18 protein-coding genes are annotated in these 21344 nt (G+C 25.3%); 12 read left to right on the forward strand and 6 right to left on the reverse strand.

Annotated features, from left to right (window positions below):
* Positions 1 to 6 precede the first annotated feature (6 nt).
* From IGS63_RS07700 to IGS63_RS07730, 7 genes are all read left to right on the forward strand, one after another.
* Positions 7 to 441 (forward strand): NAD(P)-binding protein, encoded by a 435-nt coding sequence (locus IGS63_RS07700; RefSeq protein WP_190613868.1) that lies wholly within the window; start codon positions 7 to 9, stop codon positions 439 to 441.
* Positions 438 to 1115, forward strand: a complete 678-nt coding sequence (locus IGS63_RS07705) for a TrkA C-terminal domain-containing protein (RefSeq protein ID WP_190613870.1) — start codon at positions 438 to 440, stop codon at positions 1113 to 1115. Before IGS63_RS07700 ends, IGS63_RS07705 begins: the two co-directional genes overlap by 4 nt.
* Positions 1116 to 1126: 11 nt before the next feature.
* Positions 1127 to 2671, forward strand: a complete 1545-nt coding sequence (locus IGS63_RS07710) for a TrkH family potassium uptake protein (protein WP_232521170.1) — start codon at positions 1127 to 1129, stop codon at positions 2669 to 2671.
* A 74-nt stretch (positions 2672 to 2745) separates the two neighbouring features.
* On the forward strand, positions 2746 to 4002 hold the full coding sequence (locus IGS63_RS07715; RefSeq protein WP_190613872.1) for an alkaline phosphatase family protein: 1257 nt from the start codon (positions 2746 to 2748) through the stop codon (positions 4000 to 4002).
* 182 nt (positions 4003 to 4184) lie between these two features.
* Positions 4185 to 6320: a RelA/SpoT family protein gene (locus IGS63_RS07720; RefSeq protein ID WP_476756225.1), complete on the forward strand. Its 2136-nt coding sequence runs from the start codon at positions 4185 to 4187 to the stop codon at positions 6318 to 6320.
* Position 6321: 1 nt separating this feature from the next.
* Positions 6322 to 6774 (forward strand): D-aminoacyl-tRNA deacylase, encoded by a 453-nt coding sequence (dtd, locus tag IGS63_RS07725; RefSeq protein WP_190613874.1) that lies wholly within the window; start codon positions 6322 to 6324, stop codon positions 6772 to 6774.
* Between the two features lie 14 nt (positions 6775 to 6788).
* Complete coding sequence (locus IGS63_RS07730) at positions 6789 to 6983, forward strand: hypothetical protein (RefSeq protein ID WP_190613876.1); 195 nt, start codon at positions 6789 to 6791, stop codon at positions 6981 to 6983.
* Between the two features lie 43 nt (positions 6984 to 7026).
* Here IGS63_RS07730 and IGS63_RS07735 read toward each other — a convergent pair whose 3' ends face one another.
* On the reverse strand, positions 7027 to 8112 hold the full coding sequence (locus tag IGS63_RS07735) for an HD domain-containing protein (RefSeq protein ID WP_190613878.1): 1086 nt from the start codon (positions 8110 to 8112) through the stop codon (positions 7027 to 7029).
* 222 nt (positions 8113 to 8334) lie between these two features.
* On the opposite strand from IGS63_RS07735, the gene glpK reads away from it, so the two are divergent.
* Positions 8335 to 9822, forward strand: coding sequence for a glycerol kinase GlpK (gene glpK / locus IGS63_RS07740; protein ID WP_190613879.1), 1488 nt, complete (start codon positions 8335 to 8337; stop codon positions 9820 to 9822).
* 11 nt (positions 9823 to 9833) lie between these two features.
* On the opposite strand, the gene IGS63_RS07745 is transcribed toward glpK, so the two are convergent.
* The 5 genes from IGS63_RS07745 to IGS63_RS07765 are packed head-to-tail and all read right to left on the reverse strand — an operon-like array spanning position 9834 to position 17034.
* Entirely contained in the window at positions 9834 to 11120 is a 1287-nt protein-coding gene (locus IGS63_RS07745; RefSeq protein WP_190613882.1) for a GAF and HD-GYP domain-containing protein, read from the reverse strand.
* Positions 11121 to 11132: 12 nt separating this feature from the next.
* Positions 11133 to 13175 (reverse strand): FecR domain-containing protein, encoded by a 2043-nt coding sequence (locus IGS63_RS07750; RefSeq protein WP_190613883.1) that lies wholly within the window; start codon positions 13173 to 13175, stop codon positions 11133 to 11135.
* The gene (locus IGS63_RS07755; RefSeq protein WP_190613885.1) at positions 13172 to 13822 is read right to left on the reverse strand and encodes a DUF3307 domain-containing protein; all 651 of its coding nucleotides are present in this window, start codon (positions 13820 to 13822) and stop codon (positions 13172 to 13174) included. Before IGS63_RS07755 ends, IGS63_RS07750 begins: the two co-directional genes overlap by 4 nt.
* Positions 13819 to 15105, reverse strand: a complete 1287-nt coding sequence (locus IGS63_RS07760) for an HD domain-containing phosphohydrolase (RefSeq protein WP_190613887.1) — start codon at positions 15103 to 15105, stop codon at positions 13819 to 13821. Before IGS63_RS07760 ends, IGS63_RS07755 begins: the two co-directional genes overlap by 4 nt.
* Positions 15106 to 17034, reverse strand: a complete 1929-nt coding sequence (locus tag IGS63_RS07765) for a CHASE2 domain-containing protein (protein WP_190613888.1) — start codon at positions 17032 to 17034, stop codon at positions 15106 to 15108.
* Between the two features lie 144 nt (positions 17035 to 17178).
* On the opposite strand from IGS63_RS07765, the gene dxr reads away from it, so the two are divergent.
* From dxr to IGS63_RS07785, 4 genes are read left to right on the forward strand one after another with little or no spacing between them, the layout of a single operon-like run.
* Entirely contained in the window at positions 17179 to 18300 is a 1122-nt protein-coding gene (gene dxr, locus IGS63_RS07770; RefSeq protein WP_190613890.1) for a 1-deoxy-D-xylulose-5-phosphate reductoisomerase, read from the forward strand.
* Positions 18300 to 19811: a site-2 protease family protein gene (locus IGS63_RS07775; protein ID WP_190613892.1), complete on the forward strand. Its 1512-nt coding sequence runs from the start codon at positions 18300 to 18302 to the stop codon at positions 19809 to 19811. The genes dxr and IGS63_RS07775 overlap by 1 nt, the downstream gene beginning before the upstream one ends.
* A 13-nt stretch (positions 19812 to 19824) precedes the next feature.
* On the forward strand, positions 19825 to 20871 hold the full coding sequence (gene ispG / locus IGS63_RS07780; RefSeq protein WP_190613894.1) for a flavodoxin-dependent (E)-4-hydroxy-3-methylbut-2-enyl-diphosphate synthase: 1047 nt from the start codon (positions 19825 to 19827) through the stop codon (positions 20869 to 20871).
* The gene (locus IGS63_RS07785) at positions 20864 to 21340 is read left to right on the forward strand and encodes a YaaR family protein (RefSeq protein WP_190613896.1); all 477 of its coding nucleotides are present in this window, start codon (positions 20864 to 20866) and stop codon (positions 21338 to 21340) included. Before ispG ends, IGS63_RS07785 begins: the two co-directional genes overlap by 8 nt.
* The last annotated feature ends 4 nt before the right edge of the window (positions 21341 to 21344 follow it).

A 21344-nucleotide genomic window follows, 5' to 3' on the forward strand; every position in this document is an offset into this window, starting at 1 on the left:
TGAAAAATGAAATCAAAATATATAATAGTAATTGGTTGTGGAAGGCTTGGATCTGAATTGGCAGTGAAGTTTTCACAAAATCATAGTGTCGTTGTTATAGATAAAAATGAAAAAGCTTTTTCAAGACTTGTAAATAAAAATTTTACAGGTTTTACTATGACAGTTGATACTAATGATATGGATGCATTAAAAAAAGCTAAATTAGATAAGGCAGATATAGTTTATATAGTAACACCAGATGATAACCTTAATTTTATGTTGGCCTATGGAATTAAAATGATTAAAAAGGAAATAAATAAGGAAGATTTAAGAATAGTTGCAAGAGTTAATGATCCAATGAAAAAAGATTTATTTCAAAGAGCTAAGCTAGAACTTTTTTGCCCAATTGAAAATTCTGCAAATCAAATATTTGCAGATTTTAAAGGGGCTGATGAATTATGAGAAAAAAAATATTTTATATTTTTGAAGGAAAAACTCTAGCCTATGCTTTGGCAAAAAAATTATTATTATTAGGAAATAGTGTTTATTATGTTTCTAAAAATCCTGAAAGTATTGAAATATTAGATGGATTAAAAGTGTATCATTCATCACTAGAATTAATACAACATGATCCAACAGATATAAATTGGATAGATAATTTTGAAATGACTAAAGACATAGGGGCAGTTATTCTTCTTTCAGAAGATGATGCACAAAATTTTGTTATTTCTTGGATATTAAGGCAAAAATATGATACATTAAAAATATTATCGCTTGTAAATCACGTTGAAAATAAGTTTGTTTTTGATGATATAAATATAATAAATATATTGCCTACATTATGGATGGAAAAAGTGATTGAATCTACATTAAAATATGAAGATATAACAGATTTTTTCAATCCTTATGTTGATAAACTATCTATTTTAGAAATGACTATTTCTAAAAATGATAAATCATGCAATAAACCACTTAAAGAATTAAGACCACCAGAAAATAGTATAGTTGGAGTTATAATAAAGAAAAATGGTGAAATTATGGTACCACAAGGTAATACAATAATTGAAGAAGAAGATAAATTAATAGTTTTTTCTATAAAAGAACAGGTACAAAAAGTTAAAGACGCTTTAAAGTAAGAGGTGATCATGTGTCTGATTATAAATATTATTTAAAATTAAGGTATAAAACGATATTAAAAAATACAGCTTCAATGCTATTTGCTCTTTCTTTATTAATTTTTTTAGTTGGAAGTATATCAATTTTTTATGGAGATTTTAAAACCTTTAATTCTTTTTTTATGACAACAATTACTACAGCTGGTTTTGGATTAATTTTAATGTTATTTAGTATTGGTGAAAAATCAAAAATAATAAATGTTCAAGATGCAGTTATGATAATTTTTTTTGTATGGACATTTTCAATATTTTTTTCATCTTTACCTTTTGTTTATTATGGAATGCTTAATATACATCAAGCAATATTTGAATCAACAAGTGGATGGACGACAACAGGTCTTACAATGATTTCAAATGTTGAGATTATACCAAAAACTTTTTTACTTTGGAGAAGTATAATGCAATATATTGGTGGAGCAGGTTTTGCCCTTATTATGGTAATAGTTGCGGGAAGTACAGGGGTAGGATTGTATCAAGCAGAAGGAAGAACCGATAATATAGTTCCAAACTTAAGAGGATCTGCAAAAATTATAACTTTAATTTATGTTTCATGGGCAATTTTAGGAATAGTTTTATTAATGCTTATTTCAAAATTACCATTTTTTGAAGCTTTTAATCATACATTGACAGCTTTAGCAACAGGCGGATTTTCTACTAAAAATGCAAGTGTTGGAGCATTTAATAATTTATCTATGGACATAATAATAATGATTTTAATGATAGCTGGTGGAACTGGTTTTGGGGTTCATTATGCTTTTTTATTGATGACAAAAAATTTTTATAAAAACATTAAAGATTATAAATCAAAAAAAATTTCAAAATTAAAATTAAAAGATAGAATTTCATCTGAGCCATATTTAAAAAATCCTGAACCAAAAACGATGTATTTTTTACTTTTTATATCGATAATACTGATATTTTTATTTATGGGTAAGTCTTTATATGGAGTTGGAAATGGATTAAGACATTCAGCATTTCAAGCAATATCAGCTCTTACTGGAACAGGGTTTTCAACAGTTAGCTTTTTAAAATGGAATCCATTTGGAATTTTAGTTATGATAATACTTATGATTCTTGGTGGAATGATGGATTCAACCTCAGGTGGATTAAAACTTTACAGAGTGTATGTAATTATAAAAGTAATAAAACTTCAAATATTAAATTTTTTTAAACCACAAGGTACTAAATTTCATGTTGAAGTGTATAAAGGAGTATCAAAAAAGTTCATTAATGAAAGCACATTTAAAGATGTAATAGCAGTAATATTTATGTATTTTTTGATATTTTTTATAGGAGTATTTACTCTTTTAGGATATGGATATAATTTACAAGATTCTATGTTTGAATATTCTTCTGCATTATCAGCAGTTGGATTATCAGTAGGAATAACTTCACCAACTGCACCACTTGGAGTAATATGGATAGAAACAATTGGAATGTACCTTGGAAGACTAGAATTTTTTGTAATTTATTATGCAATTATAAAATTAATAAAAGATTTAAAAGAATTTATATAAATAATAAGCCAACATTTGTTGGTTTATTATTTTTTGTGGTATAATTAACTCCTAAACAAAATGGAGGTGTGTAAATGATAAATAAAAATTCTATAATAGCGGTTGAAAGTTCTATTATAAAAAATAATTTTATAAAACCTATGTATGAAAGTTATTGTTTTTCAAATATTCCAGGAACTATTATGAAAAATTTTGGAATAAATAATAATAGAACCTTACCAAATGATATTTTTGGAAATATAGACCAAAAAAATAAAAAAATAGTTTTTTTATTTTTAGATGCTTTTGGATGGAATTTTTTAAATGAAAATAAAGAAAAAATTCCTTTTTTAAATGAATTGGTAGAAAATGGAGTGTTATCAAAATTAACCTCTCAATTTCCTTCAACTACATCAGCACATGTTACAACTGCTTATTCATCATTACAAGTTGGAGAAAGTGGAGTTTATGAATGGAATTATTATGATCCAACAGCAGATGAAGTAATAACTCCTCTTTTGAATGCATTGGCATTAGATTGGGATACAAAATTAATTGATTTGGGAATTCCTTCAGATAAACTATATCCAAATAAAAATATATTTATTGAACTAAAAAAAATGGGAGTTACATCAAGAATATTTCAAAGTGTTGAAACAAGTACAGGTGCATATAGTGATTTTATGCTTAAAGGAGCTATAAAAGAACCATATGAAAGTTTAGAAGATGGGTTGGAAAATTTAATGAATTGTATAAATAGTAATGAAAAAGGATATTATTTTTTTTATTACTCAAATATAGATCACACAGCACATAAATATGGTCCAAAATCGGAAGAGGTTAAAGAAGTTATAAAAAATTTCTTTAAAGTATTAGAAGGATATTTTAAACAAATAAAAGAAAATAATGAAACATTATTTTTATTTACGGCAGATCATGGAATGGCAAATATTGATTTAGAAACCCCTTATTATTTGAATCTCGAAATACCAGAATTAAATAATTATACTGAGGTAAATAAAAAAGGTAAACCAATAATTAGATGCGGATCTTATAGAGATGTTTTTTTATATATAAAAGATGAAAATTTAGAAGAAGTATATGATTTATTAAAAGAAAAATTAAGCAATACTGCTGAAGTTTTTAAAACAAGTGATATGATAAAAGAAAAATTTTTTGGAAATGTTTCTGAAAGATTTTTAGAAAGAGTTGGAAATATAGTTATACTTCCGTATGAAAATAAAAGCGTTTGGTGGTATGAAGAAGGAAAGTTTAGTATAGAACTTCCAGGTATGCATGGAGGACTTAGTAAAGAAGAAATGGAAATACCTTTATTATTGTATAAAAAATAAAATTTATTGAAAATACAATAACGGTGTATATATTACAATAAATATATACACCGTTATTTTTTATATTCGTATAATAGAAATGGTTATTTTATACAATACTTGAACGATAATGTTTTTTCATATATTGAAATAACAATTAATAAAGAAAATATGGTATAATTATTATATAGAAATACATTGAGGTGATTTTTTTGTCAGATATTTTAAATTATATAAAAGAAATTGAAGATATATTAAATAGAAATTTAACTGAAAAAGAAATGAAAAAATTAATGGATGCATATGAATTGGCTGAAAAATCACATGAAGGACAAATGAGAGATTCTGGTGAACCCTTTTTTGAACATCCCAAAGCTGTATCTAAAATATTGGCTAATTTTAAAATGGATATAGATACATTAGCAGCTGGATTATTACATGATGTTGTTGAAGATTGTGATGTGCCAATAGAAAAAATAAAGTCAAAATTTGGAGAAGACGTAGCAAAAATTGTTGATGGAGTTACAAAGATAAGTAATTTAAAGTTAAATGAAAGATTAAATAAAAAAGATATGAAGTCTATTGAAAAGATTGAAACCATAAGGAAAATGCTTATGGCAATGTCTAGTGATTTAAGAGTAATTATAGTAAAATTATCTGATAGGCTTCACAATATGAGAACATTAAACTTTGTCCCAAGAAAAAAACAATTAATAAAGTCACAAGAAACATTGAGGATTTATGCACCTATTGCACACAGGCTTGGTATACATAAAATAAAAGCAGAATTAGAAAACCTTTCTTTTTATTATTTATATCCTGATACATATACAGATTTAGAAAATAAAATAAAAAATAAATTATCAGATAGAGAAGAAAGTATTGAAGAGTATAAAAAATATATAAAAAAAGAATTAGAAAAACATAAAATAAAAGCAAAGGTAGTAGGGCGATCTAAACATCTTTATAGTATTTGGGAAAAGATGATAAGAAAAGGGAAACCTTTTGAAGAAATATATGATTTTATAGCTTTAAGGGTTATTACAGAAAATGCTAATCAATGTTATGCTACTCTTGGAATAATTCATTCAATTTGGCCTCCTATACCAGGAAGAATAAAAGATTATATAGCAACTCCTAAATTTAATGGATATCGTTCATTACATACAACTGTAATTACTAATAGGGGAGAGCCGCTTGAAATTCAAATAAGAGATATTGAAATGCATGAAGAGGCAGAATTTGGATTAGCGGCTCATTGGGCATATAAGCAAGGAGTTAGTCCTAAAAAAATAAAATTTTTGAACAATCTTATGGAATTGCATAAAGATATTGCTCAATCTGCTTTTGATATGAATGATATTGAAAATAGTTTAGAATCTTCAGAAATTTTTGTTTTTACTCCAAGAGGAGAAATTATACATTTACCTAAAGGAGCAACTCCAATAGATTTTGCTTATGCTATTCATACAGATGTGGGAAATCATTTTGCTGGTGCTAAAATAAATGGAAAAATAGTTCCAATGACTTATAAAATTCAAAATGGTGAAATTATAGAAATTATTATAAATAGAAATTTTCAAGGTCCGAGTATTGATTGGTTAAAGTATGCAAAATCTCCAAGAACTCGAACAAAAATTAAAAAGTATTATAGACAAAAAAATGAAAAAAATTTAATAGATAAAGGTAAAAACAAATTTAGAGAATTAGCAAAAAAAATAAATCTATCTATGGAAGAAATGTTGGAATATTTAAATGAAGATACATTTTATTTAAAGTATAATATAAAAAATGAAGAAGATTTATATATAAAAATAGCTTTAGAAGATGTGAGCATAAAAAATATTAGAAAAATATTTGAACCATCAGAAGATAAAAAAATTATTAATCCAAGAAATTCACAAAAAATAAAAAAACCTTCTGTAATAATAGATGGTGTTGATGGTGTAGAAAGTTATTTTGCTAAATGTTGTTTACCTGTTCCGGGTGATGAAATTATTGGAATAATAAGTAAAAGAGGAATTGGAATTCATAGGATAAATTGTAAAAATATTAGAGGAATACAAGAAGAAAAAAAAGTTGATGTTCATTGGAGTAATGAAGAAACGACATCTTTTAATGCTGTTTTAAATATAGATATTTTTGAGAAAAATACAATGAATAAAGTTAGAAGTGTTATTAAAGAAGAAAAAGGATATATTGAAAAATTTGAAATAATTAAACATGGAGAAGTTATAAGTACTAAACTAAGAATTAAGGTAATAAATATAGAACATCTTATAAGAATAACAAATAAAATTATGGAAATAAATGGAGTATATACTGTTAGGAGGGCTTAATTTGAGGGCAGTTATTCAAAGAGTTTTAAATGCTTCGGTTGCTGTTGATGAAAAGACTGTTGGAAGTATAAAAAATGGTATTTTAGTATTATTAGGGATTTCTCCAGAAGATACTGAAAAAGATATAAAATGGTTGGCAGATAAAATATTGGGATTGAGAATTTTTGAAGATGAACAAGAAAAAATGAATAAATCGTTATTGGATATAAATGGAGAATTATTGATAATTTCTCAATTTACACTATATGGAGATTGTAGAAAAGGAAAGAGACCTTCATTTACTTTATCTGCAAAACCAGAATTAGCAAAGAAAATGTACGATAAATTTGTAAATTATATAATAAATAATTATGATATAAAAGTAGAGACGGGGATTTTTCAAGCTGATATGAAAGTTAGTTTGGTAAATGATGGACCTGTCACTTTTATGCTTGATTCTACAAAATTATTCTAACGGAGGTGTTGCTTATGAAAGAAACCGAAGTAACAGTATTTGTTTATAAGGAAGAACCATTTGAAGTACACATTTCAGAAGAAGGATTAAACTATGGGATAAATGAAAAAAATATACATAAAATTTATACTGGGTATGAAAAACCACCAAAAGGTATAGTTGTAAAGTTTAAAATGCCTGATGGAAGTAAAAAATATATTAGAGAATAAAAAAATTATATAATGATAAAAAAGATAGCCAAGGCTATCTTTTTTATTTAAAGGTATTGTATTCTATTTCATCTAAAATATCCGAAAGATCATATGGAGATATAATTTTCAATTCTTTTTTAGATGTAAAAAAAGCTTTTCTAAAAATATCATCTTGATTACCTGTTATTATTTCAGCTGCACATTCATTCATAGCAGCTAATAAATCGGCAGAACGTACATAACGTCCATACTCTTTATTGAATGGTTCTAACATATAATTTTTATACTTTTTCATTATTTCGTTTATATTAGGATTTAATGTTGACCATTCATCTACGAATGTATCTTCAACCTTACCAATTAAAGATTCTAATCCTTTAACTTTTCTTTTAGTTGGTGTTATTACATCTCCTGTAAAAGCTTCTGGTATATCATGAAGTATAGAAGCAATCATTATTTCTTTTAATAATTCTCCATTCACATCATTATTTAATGCAAGTATATATGCTGTTATTAACACATAAAATGAATGAGAAGATACACTACTTCTAACATTCCTATGGTTTTTATTCCATCTAATCATAGTATTTAATCTTATAGTTGAATTTAATAAATAGTCTGAAATGGAAAAAACTTTTTTTGAAAAGTTCGTATTTATTTTTTTTATTTCCTCATCAATTTCTTTTTTTGGTAATGAATAATATTCGGGAAATACTCTTTCGTTTAATTCCACTTCTTTTTTTGATACTAATAATTTAACTAAATCAGTTGTTTTATTAATTTCTTCATTAATATTTTTTTCAATAAATAATTTTTTAGACAAATTTTCATTATCTAAAATTAAATTTAAATCTTTATAAGATTCATTAATTACATCATTCCATATAGTTGGATTTATAGATTTTATTTTATTTTTTGTTTCGAGTGAAACATCAGATAAAATTATTTTTGGAATTTCTTTTATAATTTTATTGTGAACCATGTTTATAGTATCTTCAGCATTTAAATCATTCATAGCAAATAAACTTAATGTTGTTGTATGAAATGCATTATCTGCTTCTGTGAATCTAATTATACCAGGCCTATTGTTCCATCTATAAATGGTAAATAAATTAGTTAATTCTAGCAAAAATTTACCTATTCCCATTTTTTATCAACCTCCTCAAATTTTTACTTTAATAATTATATCACATTTTTTTACTAATACATAATTAAATATTTTTTATATAATACTTGAACGAAATGTTTTTTTTCATATATAAAAAAGACATTTAATAAAATTATTCTTTGGCTAAAAAGCTAAAGGTCTTGAAAAAAAATAATTTTTAATGTATTATTATAATGTTAATATTTTTTAGGGGGAATAAAATTGAAAGAGTATGTTGGAGCTATTGATCAGGGAACTACGAGTACAAGATTTATTGTTTTTAATAAGATGGGAGAAATTGTTGGAGTTGATCAACTTGAACATGAACAAATTTATCCTGAATCTGGGTGGGTAGAACATAATCCTTTGGAAATTTGGGAAAAAACACAAAAAGTTATTGTTGGTGGTCTTTCAAATGCTGGCATTACTATGCATGATTTAGCAGCAGTTGGAATAACTAACCAGAGAGAAACTACTATTTTATGGAATAAAAAAACAGGAAAACCTTATTATAATGCTATTGTTTGGCAAGATGTTAGAACAAGAGAATTTTGTAAAACTTTAAACAGCGTAGAAAAAATAAAAAAATTAACAGGACTTCCTATAAACACTTATTTTTCTGCAAGTAAAATAAATTGGATATTAAATAATGTAAAAGGAATAAAAGAAGATATAAAAAAAGGAGAAGTTTTATTTGGGAACATAGATACTTGGATAATTTGGAATTTAACGGGTGGAGTTGATGGTGGCATTCACGTTACAGATGTTACTAATGCTTCAAGAACACTTTTAATGAATATCAATACTCTCAAATGGGATGAAGAGTTACTAAAAATATTTGATATACCAAAAAATATATTGCCTGAAATTAAAGCTTCATCTGAAATATATGGAACTTCAAGTGGATTATTAGAAGGTGTTCCTGTTTCAGGAGATTTGGGGGATCAACAAGCTGCTTTATTTGGTCAGTTATGTTTTGAAAAGGGTGATGTGAAAAATACTTATGGTACTGGCTGTTTTATGCTTTTAAATACTGGTGAAAAACCTGTTTTTAGTAATAATGGATTACTTACGACTGTTGGCTATAAATTAAAAAATGAAAAAGCTGTTTATTGTCTTGAAGGATCTGTTGCAATTGCAGGAGCTTTAGTTCAATGGCTTAGAGATAATCTTGGTATAATAAAAAAATCTTCAGATATTGAAAAATTAGCGAATAAAGTTGAAAATAATGGTGGCATTTATTTTGTTCCTGCTTTTTCTGGATTGTTTGCTCCATATTGGAGAGATGATGCAAGAGGTACTATTGTTGGAATGACGAGATATGTAAATAAAAATCATATAGCCCGTGCTTCTCTTGAAGCGACGGCTTATCAAACCAAAGATGTTTTAAATGCTATGGAAAATGAATCTAAAATTAAAATAAAAACATTAAAAGTTGATGGTGGAATGGTTGTAAATGATTTATTAATGCAATTTCAATCTGATATTTTAAATGTTCCAGTAATAAAGCCAAAAGTTTCAGAAACAACAGCTCTTGGTGCAGCTTATGCTGCAGGATTAGCTGTTAATTTTTGGAATGGAAAAGAAGAACTTAAAAAAAATTGGAATAAGGATAAAGAGTGGAATCCAAATATGATTGATGAGGATAGAAAAAATTTTTATCTCAATTGGAAAAAGGCTGTTGATAAAAGTATGAATTGGATAGATTAAAAAAAGAGTGCTTAAGCACTCTTTTTTTGTAAATATCTTTCTAAAGCATCAATAGCTTTTTTGTAGTATTTTGTTTCTTGATTTTCTCTTAATAAATTAATTGCTTTTTCAACAGGCCAAGGTTCTTTGTAAGAACGTTTAGTTGTTAAAGCATCATAAATATCAGCTATAGCTAATATCTTCCCTATTTCAGATAATTCTTCTTCTTTTTTTCCATAAGGATATCCGGAACCATCTAATTTTTCATGATGTTCAAGCGGTCCACAAAGAATTTTATCATTTATAAATTCAACTTCTGACAATATATCTGCACCCATAATAGTATGTGATTTTATTATTTCAAATTCTTGAGAAGTTAATTTTCCTTTTTTATTTAAAATTTCATCAGGTATACCAATTTTGCCTATATCATGTACAAGACCAGCAATTTCTATCGATTCAATAAAATCATCAGAATGTCCCATTTCTTTTGCTATTGCAACACCATACCCAGTTACATTTTGTGAATGAAGATGAGTATAATTATCCCTAAGGTCAATAGCAGTTGCAAAAGACAATATTATTGATTTTGTTGTATCTGAAATTTCTTTATATAATCTTGAATTTAGAAGTTTATTTGATATTATTTTTGAAAATACTTCAATTATATTTTTATCTTCTTCTGTAAATCCATTTTCTTTATTTACTGATTCTAAAACACCTATAATTTCATCGTGAAATATTATTGGTGTTCCAATTATATTTTTAGTAGTAAAACCACTTTTTTTATCTGTTTTTTTAAAATGGAAGGGTAATTCTTCAGTATTATTTGCTACAAAAGTTTTTTCATTTTTAAAAATGTATCCTGCAACAGAATTATCAATTGGAACATCTATTGTTTCTATTTTTCCACTTGCACCACCAGAAGTTATAAAAAAGTTCAATACTTTTTTTTCTTTGTTGTATAAAAGTATAGAAGAACCTTCACTTCCAAGTAAGTTACATAAACTTTCTTCAATTTTTTTTAATAAGTTTTCAAGTTTATACTGTTTATTTAAAATTTTTATTATATTAAAAAATTTTGAAATATCAATTTTTATATTACGGATATCGTTTAAATCACTATTTTTTAACATTACTTTGAGTGACTTTTTTTCAAAGTCACTCAAAGAAGTATTATTTTCAATAAATAAAATTAAATTTTTATTATTGATAGTTAATTTTTCAAAATTTTTGGATTGAATACCTATTATTTTATTGTTTATTTTTATACCAATTATTTTAGGATATATAATTCTTATTTTTTCAAAAATGGTCATTATTTCACCACCTTAAAATGGACTATTTTCAAATAATACAGAATATACTATTTTTCCTTGTTCTGCATCGTAGCTATATATCAAGTTAACTCCATTTGTACCCATAATAGGATAAAATGCTGCAATTTTTAAATAAGTATCGCTATCCAATAATGAAGTTACATTTTTATTCATATATTCTCCAGAAATAGTTAAGTTAGGTAATGATTCCATTGCATTTTGTATATTTATTGCTAATGAACCACTCAAAACATCATATGATTCATTGAAAAATTTTTTGTATGAAATTTCAGATTTCATTAAATCTCCGAAAATCATATTGGCATTTCCTATTATACCAAGACCATATGGATTATTTGGAACTGTTAACTTGTTATTATTTTTTAAATATTCATAATTAGAATCAATAAATTGAGGTGTAAAGTTATCTCCTGAATAACTTAAACCAGCTGTAAGTTGTAAAAATGGAGGCAAATCAAAGAATATCCCTGCTAATCCACCATATCCTAATCCTTTATCAGTCATTAATCCATCGACTTCAATACCAGTTTTAAAGTTAAATATATTTCTGTAAAAAGCTAATGCAACAGCATGATTAAAATGAGCACTTGTATCATTTTGTTCATAAATATAATTTAAATCTAATTTATTTCCAGAAATATCTGATTTAAGATTTGCTATATACATAGACGATGATTGAGAAACATCAAATGGATATAATTTTTTAATTTCATAAGGAATATGTATAAATGTTTCTATTCCTCCCATTCTAAAACCAACATCAAAAATATTTGAATAAGGAATATAGTATCTATTTACTAACATTCCCATAGCCATAGTGTATAATGAAGATTTTCCATAGTTAAAATAAATCGTTCCAAAATCCATTCCAAGCCTAGTTAAGGTTATTGCACTTAAAATATTGTCACTTAAAATTTCTGAAGGTGCACCAAAATAAAGAGTTCCCCCAAGTTCTTTTTGATATGCAGAAAAACCGATACCCAGACTTAAACCGCCAAAAGTAAATTCAGGTGAGAATGAATATACAAAATAATTAATTCCATCTTTTTGTATTGTACCAAATTGAACATTATTTACTTTTGTTTCAGTTTGAGGTGTTGTTTCTTTGTTTTCTTTAGGTTGTTCTTTATTTTCTTTAGGTGGTGTAGTTTGTTCAGGTTTTTTTTCAATTTGTTTAATAAATTTTTCTTCAGGAATATCTACTTTATCAAATGAATTTTTTCCTGTAATTGGATCAGCAATAAACATGTTATTTGGATTTATATTCCATGATTTATTTTGAGCTGCTACTTGAACAACACCATCATAAACTCTTACTACACATTTTTCACCACTTTCAAATGAAAATCTTGTACCTCTAACACCTGCGGCTACATCTTGATTATCTGTTATTATAAACTTTGAACCAGGTAGTAATTTTTTGTTTATTGAGTTGTATGTTACACCTTTCTTCAACTTATATCTAAAATCAATTTTTTTATCTACTTCTCTTAAAACACTAAATAGCATTTGTGTGTTTTCGGAAATATCTATATTTATCTCATTTGGACCCGAAAGTTTTAAATAACCTTTTTCAGCTACTAAAACTTCATCACCTTCTGTTAATTCAATATTTGGATTTAATGGATTCCATACATCATTTCCTTTTTCCTTATAAAGATTTGGGCCAGATAGTTTTACAACTTTTAAAGATATTTTGTTCCCTTTCAAAACATTATTAGTAATATTTATTTTTTGTGATGTGGATTCTCCAGTATCTGTTGTAAAAGTTATTGTTGCCTCAGTTGGAGTAAATGGAGCAAGATAAATTAAATTAGCTTTTCCATCTTTTACAGGTTCACCATCAAATATAATATCTGGATTATTAAAACCGCCAAAATCAACATCAGCAAATATGGTTTGTGCATCAGTATTAATTGTTATACTTGCACTACTTCCAATTTGAATTGTTGTTGAATCTAGTGAGATATTCATGTAAGAAAAACTAAAAATGGACAATGACAGTAAAAATATAAAACCTAGAAACTTTTTCATAGTTTCACCTCCGAAGTTATTATTATTAAAAGTGTTATTAAGTAACTCCAATAAAGAGAAAAAAGTACTTCTTCTAAACTTTTGTTAGTACTTTTTTTATAATGTTTATAGTAAATATAAGAATATACAGGAACACTTGAAAGTATTAAAAATGGATTTAACATAAAAGGAATTGAAAATCTTAATATGTATCCAAGTTTATCTTTAGTATATTTAGTAATATCATTGAATATAAAACTTGATAATATGCCTATAAAATAAGCATTGAATAATCCTAAAGAAATTATTAAAGCATATTTTTGAGGAAAAAAGAAGCTTTGGGGTTTAAAAAAATATGAAATTATCATTAATGATGTTAAATGAAGTATTTGATCGAAAAGATAATAATGTGATCCTTTAAAAAATTTTTTGTTTTTATACTTAAATTTAAAAGTATCAATCAAAAGATGTATACCTGTTAGAGATAAAATTAATATGTGGTTTGTTATATTTTTTGGAAAAATAATTATTAACATTGAAAGATAAATTAAAGATACATGAAGTAATAATACTGATATTTTTGAATTTTTATATCGAGCTATAAAATTTGTTTGCAAAAAATAATCTCCAATAAAATGTGACAATAAAAAGTAAAAAAAATAATTCATGAAATCACCTCACTTAGTGTATCAACTAAAATTGGGTTAAAAAGTATACCAGAATTTTCTTTTAATTTTTTTAAGGCATCTTGTTTAGAATATTTTTTTCTATAAGCTCTGTTTTCTGTCATTGCTACATAAGTATCACAAATTCCAATTATTTGAGCTAAAAGTGGTATTTTATCTTCTTTTAATCCATTTGGATAACCTGAACCATTCCATCTTTCATGATGATAAAGTATTATTTTTTTTAATTTATTTGGTAAAGATTGCATTTTTTCAGCAAGTTGATATCCAAATTCAACATGTTTTTTTACGGTTTCATACTCTTCAGTGGATAATTTGTTTGAATTTGTAAAAAGTGCATTTGGTAATCCGATCATTCCTATATCGTATATATATGAAGAAAGTTCTAAAATCCATTTGTCAGATGAATTTAAATTGAGTTTATCTGCCATTTTAAGAACATATTCTTTTATTCTAAGATGTTCTTCTGGAGATTTTTTTATACGAGAATTTTGTGCTTTTAATAAAGCTTTTAGAGTTCCAAGAAGCATGAATTTTAATTTGTTTTCTCTTAAACTTACTTCCATTATTGAAGCTATGATTTCATTCAACATTATTGATAAAAACATATCTTTTATAGAAATATTTTCGCTTTTTTTATTAATTATTGAAATTACACCATACATATCTCCATTTTCTTCAAAGATTGGAAAGTAAATTATATTATTTATTTTATTTTTTAAAACACCATGTGCAAAAAGAGGGTGTTTTTTTGGATTATTTAATGAAATTATTGTTTTCTTTTTTAAGGCTAATCCAGAAACACTATTATCTATAGAAATTTTTACATTTTTATTTGTTGGTTTTATTCCTATAAAATGCTTTAAAGATAAATAATTTTCTTTTGATTTCAACAAAAAAAATGCACCATTAAAGTCTAAAATTTTACAAAGTTTTTTCATAATTAATTGTACAGTTTCTTCAATATTTACCTTTGGGGAAATAGAATTTGTTATTTCTGATAACTTGTTTAAATCTTCATTTGAAATTAAAGCTTCATTTAAATGCTTTTTTATTAATTCATCTAAAACTAATATATGTTGTGAATAATCTTTTGGTATCTTATAAAAAGATATAAAGTTATTATTTTCATATTCAAAATATCCAATCATTTCCTCTTTTTTACAATTTATTTTATTGGAGTTATTAAATTTATTTATTTTATATTCAATACAAAAATTATTTTCATTCATTGTTTTAATAAAGTCAATTATTTCTGATATCATTTATAATCGCCCCTTTAAAGCATATATTTTTAATGGTTTTGATTTTCCTTTTACACTAAACTCTCCTCTGTACTCAAATTCAAAACCTTTTGCATTTTTAAAAATGCTTTCTGTAACTAAAATTTCATCTTTTGTTTTTCTTGTTAAACTTTCAACTCTTGATGCAGTATTTACTGTGTCTCCTATTGCTGTATAATCCATTCTAAATGGTGCACCAAGATTACCTATAATTGCATTTCCATAGTGAATTCCAATTCCATTTTTTAGTTCAAATGGTAGGTCTAATTCTTCATTTAATTTCTTTAATCTTTTTTTCATATCTATTGCACAATTTAATGCTCTTTCTATTTCATCACCATATTTTACAGGAGCACCAAAGATACTCATAATAGCATCTCCTATAAATTTATCTATTGTTCCATTATAATCATTTCTTATTACTTCTGATAATGCGGTTAAATATTTATTTAAAAATGCCAAAACTTCATCTGCATTTAATTTTTCTGATTTTTCAGTAAACCCTTGAATGTCTGAAAATAATACTACTACATCAGTAACTTCTCCACCAAGATTCAAAGATTTATTTTTTATTAAATTATTTACAACTGTATCTGGAACATATTTTGATAAAAAGCCTTTTAGTTTTCTTCTTTCTTTATATTCTGATATAAAAGATAAAATAGATTCTATTGTTATTAAAACTATATTTGCAAAAAATATATAAAATGTATCTATCCAAATTTTATTTATAAAGGAATAATAAGATATTATTATGAATACAATTGGAACTAAAAAAGCAAAAATTTTATTTATTGATTTTTTAAATGAAAGCATTATTAATGATAAAATTAGTGTAAATATTAATATAAAAATTCTCCACAGTGGGTTTAATCTTTTTAAATAATCATGGTTTATTAAGTTTTGTATTGTATTTGCATGAATAAATACTCCAGCTTCATTATTATTAAATGGTGTTGGCCTTAAATCATATAGTCCAACAGATGATGTAGTATAACCAAAAAGCACGATTTTATTTTTAAAGGTTTCTTTTGGAAAATTATTGTTTAGTATGTCTATAAATGAAATTTTTTTAAAAATTTTATTTCCTATACCATAAAAGTAAATTTGAAATATTCCATTTTCATCAACAGGAATAGTTTCTTTTCCCATTTCTATTGTTAATGTTTTTAAATTTATATTTATTTTTTTGTTTTTAATGTATTTATTAAATATCATTAAATCCATATTTGGTAAAAAAACATCACCATAATTATTTTCTTCAGCCCATTGTTCTTTGAAAAATAAAGGTATGTTTCTAAATATACCATCACTGTCAGGATTTCCAACAGTAAAAACACACGTAGGAACTATTTGTGAATATTCTGGTATTGATGGAACAAACTTATAATTTGTTTTTGGAAGTAAGTTATTTCTGTATGTAGGATTTTTAATACCTAAAGAATAATTTAAATAATAAAGATTTGTATTTAAATATTTTTTAAAGTCATCAAAAGCTTTTTCATATGAATTTTTACTTAAATTGTAACTTCCTATAACAACATTTGGATATTTTCTTAAAATTGAAGCAAAATATAAATCATTTTTTTTATTGCTTTCATCATTACTTGTGAACGAAATATCAAAACCTATTACTTTTGCCCCATCTAAAAAAATATTTTGAACCGCTTTTCCAAAAAAACGTCTTTGCCAAGGCCAACCATCTTTATACTTTCCAAATTCCATATGATTTATTGATTTTTCATCAATAGCAGCAATTACAATATTTGAAGGAATAGTTTTTTCCCCTCTGATTTTGTATCTTATATCAAGTGATTTTAATTCAAATATTTCTAACCACTCAAATCTTGTAATGTTAAAAATTACAAACAAAAAGATTAATAAAAAGAAAATAATATATTTGGTTTTCATAATAAAATTATAACACATTTTATAAAAAATGAGAACATAGCATTAATTAATATCAATTAATGCTAACTGTTATTAAAAAAAAACAACAAATAGGTTTTTATATTGTATAATATATATATAGAAATGAATTTTATGAGGTGAAAAATGAAAAAAATATTTATTACAGGAATAACAGGTTCTATTGGTATACAAACGTTAGACGTTGTGAGAACATTGAAAAATTTTGAAATAGTTGGTGGTTCTATATATTCAAATTGGGAAAAGTTAAAAAAAATTATTGATGAATTTCATTTGAAATATGTGGCTGTAGTAAAAGATGGTGAATTTCCAAAAGAATATAATGGTTGTAAGGTATTAGTAGGAAAAAGATCTGTAGAAAGAGCAATAGAATTATCTTCTCCAGATATAACAATTGTTGCTACTTCAGGAGCTTCTGGAATAAAGCATACAATTCAAGCAATAAAATCTTCTAAAAGAATAGGTCTTGCAAATAAAGAAAGTATAGTTTGTGGAGGAAATCTTGTTTTAGATTTAGCAAAAAAATTTAATACAGAAATAATTCCAGTAGATAGTGAGCATAGCGCCATTTATCAATTGTTATTAGGCGAAAAAGAAGTAGAAAAAATAATATTGACGGCTTCTGGAGGTGCACTTAGAGATTATCCTGTTGAAAAATTAAAAGCAGTAAAACCTAGTGAAGTTTTAAAACATCCAAATTGGAATATGGGTAAAAGAATAACCGTTGATTCCGCTACAATGCTAAATAAAGGTTTAGAAATAATAGAAGCTTATTATTTATTTAAAACAAAAAATATAGAAGCTTTTATAAACAGAAACAGTCATATACATTCTATGGTTAAATTCAAAGATGGTGTAATAAAAATGCATTTTGGTACTCCAACAATGAAAATACCAATTGCTTATTCTTTAACTTATCCAGAAAGAATTTATAAATTTGATATTCCAAATTTATTCGATGAAAAAATAGAGTTTGAAAAGATAGATTTTCAGAGATATACTTTAATTAAAACAGCTTATGAAATATTAGGAAATCAAAAACTTCATATTGCTTATAATGCAGCAGATGAAGTTTTTGTAGAGTTATTTTTGAATGAAAAAATATCTTTTTTAGAAATTAATAAAGGAATAAGTGAAACCTTAAGTAAAATTGAAAAAGAAAATATAAAAATATCCTCTTTTGAAGATGTTTTTAAGATCGATGAATTATCAAGAAATATAGCCAAAGAATTAGGAGGTAATTATTAGTGTCATTAATTATATTTTTTCTCATATTAACTTTTATAGTTGTTGTACATGAATTTGGTCACTTTTTGTTTTCAAGATTATTTGGAGTTAAGGTTGAAGAATTTGCCGTTGGTTTTGGACCAGCGTTTTTTAAAATAAAAGGTAAGAAAACTACATTTAGATTTAATGTATTTCCACTAGGAGGATATGTTAGGCTTGCGGGTGAAGATGAATTAAGTGAGGATAAAGTTTCAGACGATCCAGAACTTTTAATAAATAAAAAACCATGGCAAAAATTTTTAATTGCTCTTGCTGGTCCAGCCTTTTCAATATTGTTGGGGTATTTTTTGTATGCATATATAGGTAGTTTTTATGGTTTTAATATTACTAAAATTCAAGCTGTTTCAAAAGATATGCCGGCTTATTCTGCTGGAATAGAAAGTGGAGATAAAATATTAAAAGTAAATGGTAAATATGCTTTTGATCCTATGGTTTTAAATCTTTCTTTAAAATCAGGAAAAAGTGTTTCTGTTGAACTTTTGAAAAAAAATGGATTACTTAAAAAAGTAAATGTAACCCCAAAACTTTCACAAGAACAAAATTCTATTATATTAAATAAATTTAAAGGGAATATTGGTAATGAATTAAAGGGATTAAATGGTAGTTTAGAATATTCAAAGGTTCTAAAAAGAATGGAAATTGGAGATCCTATTGAATTAAAAACAGAAGATGGTATATTAAAAGGTTTCTTGGAAAATAGTACAATTTCTCCGAGAAGATATATGATAGGTATTGCGTATGCTTATGCTAGTAATATTATTTCAAAAGATACAACTCCATTTTTAAAAGGGGATAAGATTATAAGCATAGATGATAAACCAATAAATTTACCTTATGATATGAATAGCACTTTATTATCAAGGTTATATGATTCTATGGCAGAATTAAATTTAGAAAAAAATGATATTGAAATTTCTTTTGAAAAAAACAAAATAACAAAAGTTTTAATGCATAAAGATTTTATAAATATTAAAGTTATTAGAAATAATAAAGAATTTACTTTTAGTATTGATAAAAACAAATTGGAAAGTTTAACTAAACAAGGAGCAATAGTTATTCAAAAAAATATATATAAATTGAAACCTAGTGAATCTATTTCTGCCTCTATACAATGGACAAATACATTATTGAATACTATGATTGATTTTGTTGTTAGACTTTTTAGTGGAAAAGAAAATGTAAAGCAATTAACTAGTATAGTTGGAGTTGGAGTTATGGTTGATGAAGCCAGAAAAGAAGGAATACAACAACTCTTAAGCTTAATTGCCTTAATTACATTAAATTTAGGAATTATAAATTTATTGCCTTTACCTGCTTTAGATGGTGGAAGAATAGTTTTTTCATTGATTGAAATGATTACAAGAAAAAAAATAAATCCAAAGATTGAAGCAATAATTCATACGGTAGGATTTTTTATTTTATTTGCTTTTGGAATTTATATAATATTCCAAGATATCTTTAGATTTTTTTAAGGAGAGAATAAATATGTATTCAAGAAAAGAAGTTAAAGTTGGTAATGTTTATATTGGAGGAAATCATCCAATAAGTATTCAAAGTATGACAAATACTAATACGGCTGATGTAGAAAAAACAGTAAAACAAATAATTAATTTAAGTAATGCTGGAGCAGAATTAGTAAGAGTATCAGTTAGAACATTAGAAGATATTAATCCCTTAAAAGAAATTTTAAAAAATACTAATATACCCTTAATAGCTGATATTCATTTTGATTATAGAGTTGCAATTGAATCAATAAAAGCAGGAATTTCAAAAATAAGATTGAATCCAGGTAATATAGGATCTAAAGAAAAAGTAAAAGAAGTTGTAAAGGTTGCAAAAGAATATAAAATCCCTATAAGAGTTGGTGCAAATTCTGGGTCAATAGATAAAAATTTCATTAAATTAGATAGATGGAAGGCAATTGCCGAGAGTGCACTTGAAGAAGTTAAATTATTAGAAAATGAAGAGTTCAATGATATAGTTATTTCTTTGAAATCTTCTGATGCAAGGGAAACTTATTTGGCAAATAAATATGTAAAAGAAAAAGTAGATTATCCATTACATGTTGGTATAACAGAGGCAGGTGTTTATGAAGATTCTTTAATTTTATCTTCTGCTGGTATTGGATCTATGCTTTTAAATAATATTGGAGATACTATAAGAATTTCTATGGCTGGTGATCCAATAAAAGAAGTAATTGCAGCAAAGAAGTTATTAACTTTATTGGGATTAAAAAAAGGTATAAGAGTTATAGCTTGCCCAACTTGTGCAAGGACAGAGTACAATGTTGAAGAAACTGCACTTTATATTAAGTCTATTGTTGAAGATTTTGAAGTAAAAAAAGATTATACAATAGCAGTTATGGGATGCGTTGTTAATGGACCTGGAGAAGCTTCTCATGCTGATTTAGCAATTGCAGGATCTAAAAATAAATTAGCTTTATATAAAAAAGGAAAGTTATTAAATATGGTAAATAAAGAAAATATTAAGGAAGAAATATTAAAAATAATAAAAGAAAGTTTTGGTGATTAAATTGTTTATTAATCCTATGGGAGATAATAACAAACCAAATAATAGTAAAAAATCAAAAAAAATCAAAAAAAAAGGTACCAAAAGCATTCATAAAACTGCTGAAAATTCAGGTTTTTTTGATATATTAACAAATACTGAATATGAAATATCAGAAAAAGAATTAAAAAAATTAGTAGATAGTATTTTAGATTTAGGAAATAGATTTGTTCGATCTCCCACACAAAGAAATTTAAAAGAGTATAAGAGATCAATAAAAGAGTATTTAAAGAAAATAGAAAAAAGTATATATAAGGTAAGAGAAGGATTAAATCTTGATGATGATATCCCAAGATTACACATTATTGCAGAAGTTGTTGATCAAAAAATTCAAAGTATAACTGATGCAATTATGAATAAAGAAAAAGATACTCTTTTTTATGCATCAAAGGTAGAAGAAATAAATGGATTATTATTAGATCTCTATAGGTAGGTTT

The sequence above is a fragment of the Tepiditoga spiralis genome (assembly GCF_014701195.1).
Classification (GTDB): Bacteria; Thermotogota; Thermotogae; order Petrotogales; family Petrotogaceae; genus Tepiditoga; species Tepiditoga spiralis.

What these genes read in the sequence shown, in the direction of transcription:
- IGS63_RS07700 (WP_190613868.1), top strand. Translation starts at nt 7, where the DNA reads ATGAAATCAAAATATATAATAGTAATTGGTTGTGGAAGGCTTGGATCT.
- IGS63_RS07705 (WP_190613870.1), top strand. Translation starts at nt 438, where the DNA reads ATGAGAAAAAAAATATTTTATATTTTTGAAGGAAAAACTCTAGCCTAT.
- IGS63_RS07715 (WP_190613872.1), top strand. Translation starts at nt 2,746, where the DNA reads ATGATAAATAAAAATTCTATAATAGCGGTTGAAAGTTCTATTATAAAA.
- IGS63_RS07730 (WP_190613876.1), top strand. Translation starts at nt 6,789, where the DNA reads ATGAAAGAAACCGAAGTAACAGTATTTGTTTATAAGGAAGAACCATTT.
- IGS63_RS07735 (WP_190613878.1), bottom strand. Translation starts at nt 8,112, where the DNA reads ATGGGAATAGGTAAATTTTTGCTAGAATTAACTAATTTATTTACCATT.
- IGS63_RS07745 (WP_190613882.1), bottom strand. Translation starts at nt 11,120, where the DNA reads ATGACCATTTTTGAAAAAATAAGAATTATATATCCTAAAATAATTGGT.
- IGS63_RS07750 (WP_190613883.1), bottom strand. Translation starts at nt 13,175, where the DNA reads ATGAAAAAGTTTCTAGGTTTTATATTTTTACTGTCATTGTCCATTTTT.
- IGS63_RS07755 (WP_190613885.1), bottom strand. Translation starts at nt 13,822, where the DNA reads ATGAATTATTTTTTTTACTTTTTATTGTCACATTTTATTGGAGATTAT.
- IGS63_RS07760 (WP_190613887.1), bottom strand. Translation starts at nt 15,105, where the DNA reads ATGATATCAGAAATAATTGACTTTATTAAAACAATGAATGAAAATAAT.
- IGS63_RS07765 (WP_190613888.1), bottom strand. Translation starts at nt 17,034, where the DNA reads ATGAAAACCAAATATATTATTTTCTTTTTATTAATCTTTTTGTTTGTA.
- dxr (WP_190613890.1), top strand. Translation starts at nt 17,179, where the DNA reads ATGAAAAAAATATTTATTACAGGAATAACAGGTTCTATTGGTATACAA.
- ispG (WP_190613894.1), top strand. Translation starts at nt 19,825, where the DNA reads ATGTATTCAAGAAAAGAAGTTAAAGTTGGTAATGTTTATATTGGAGGA.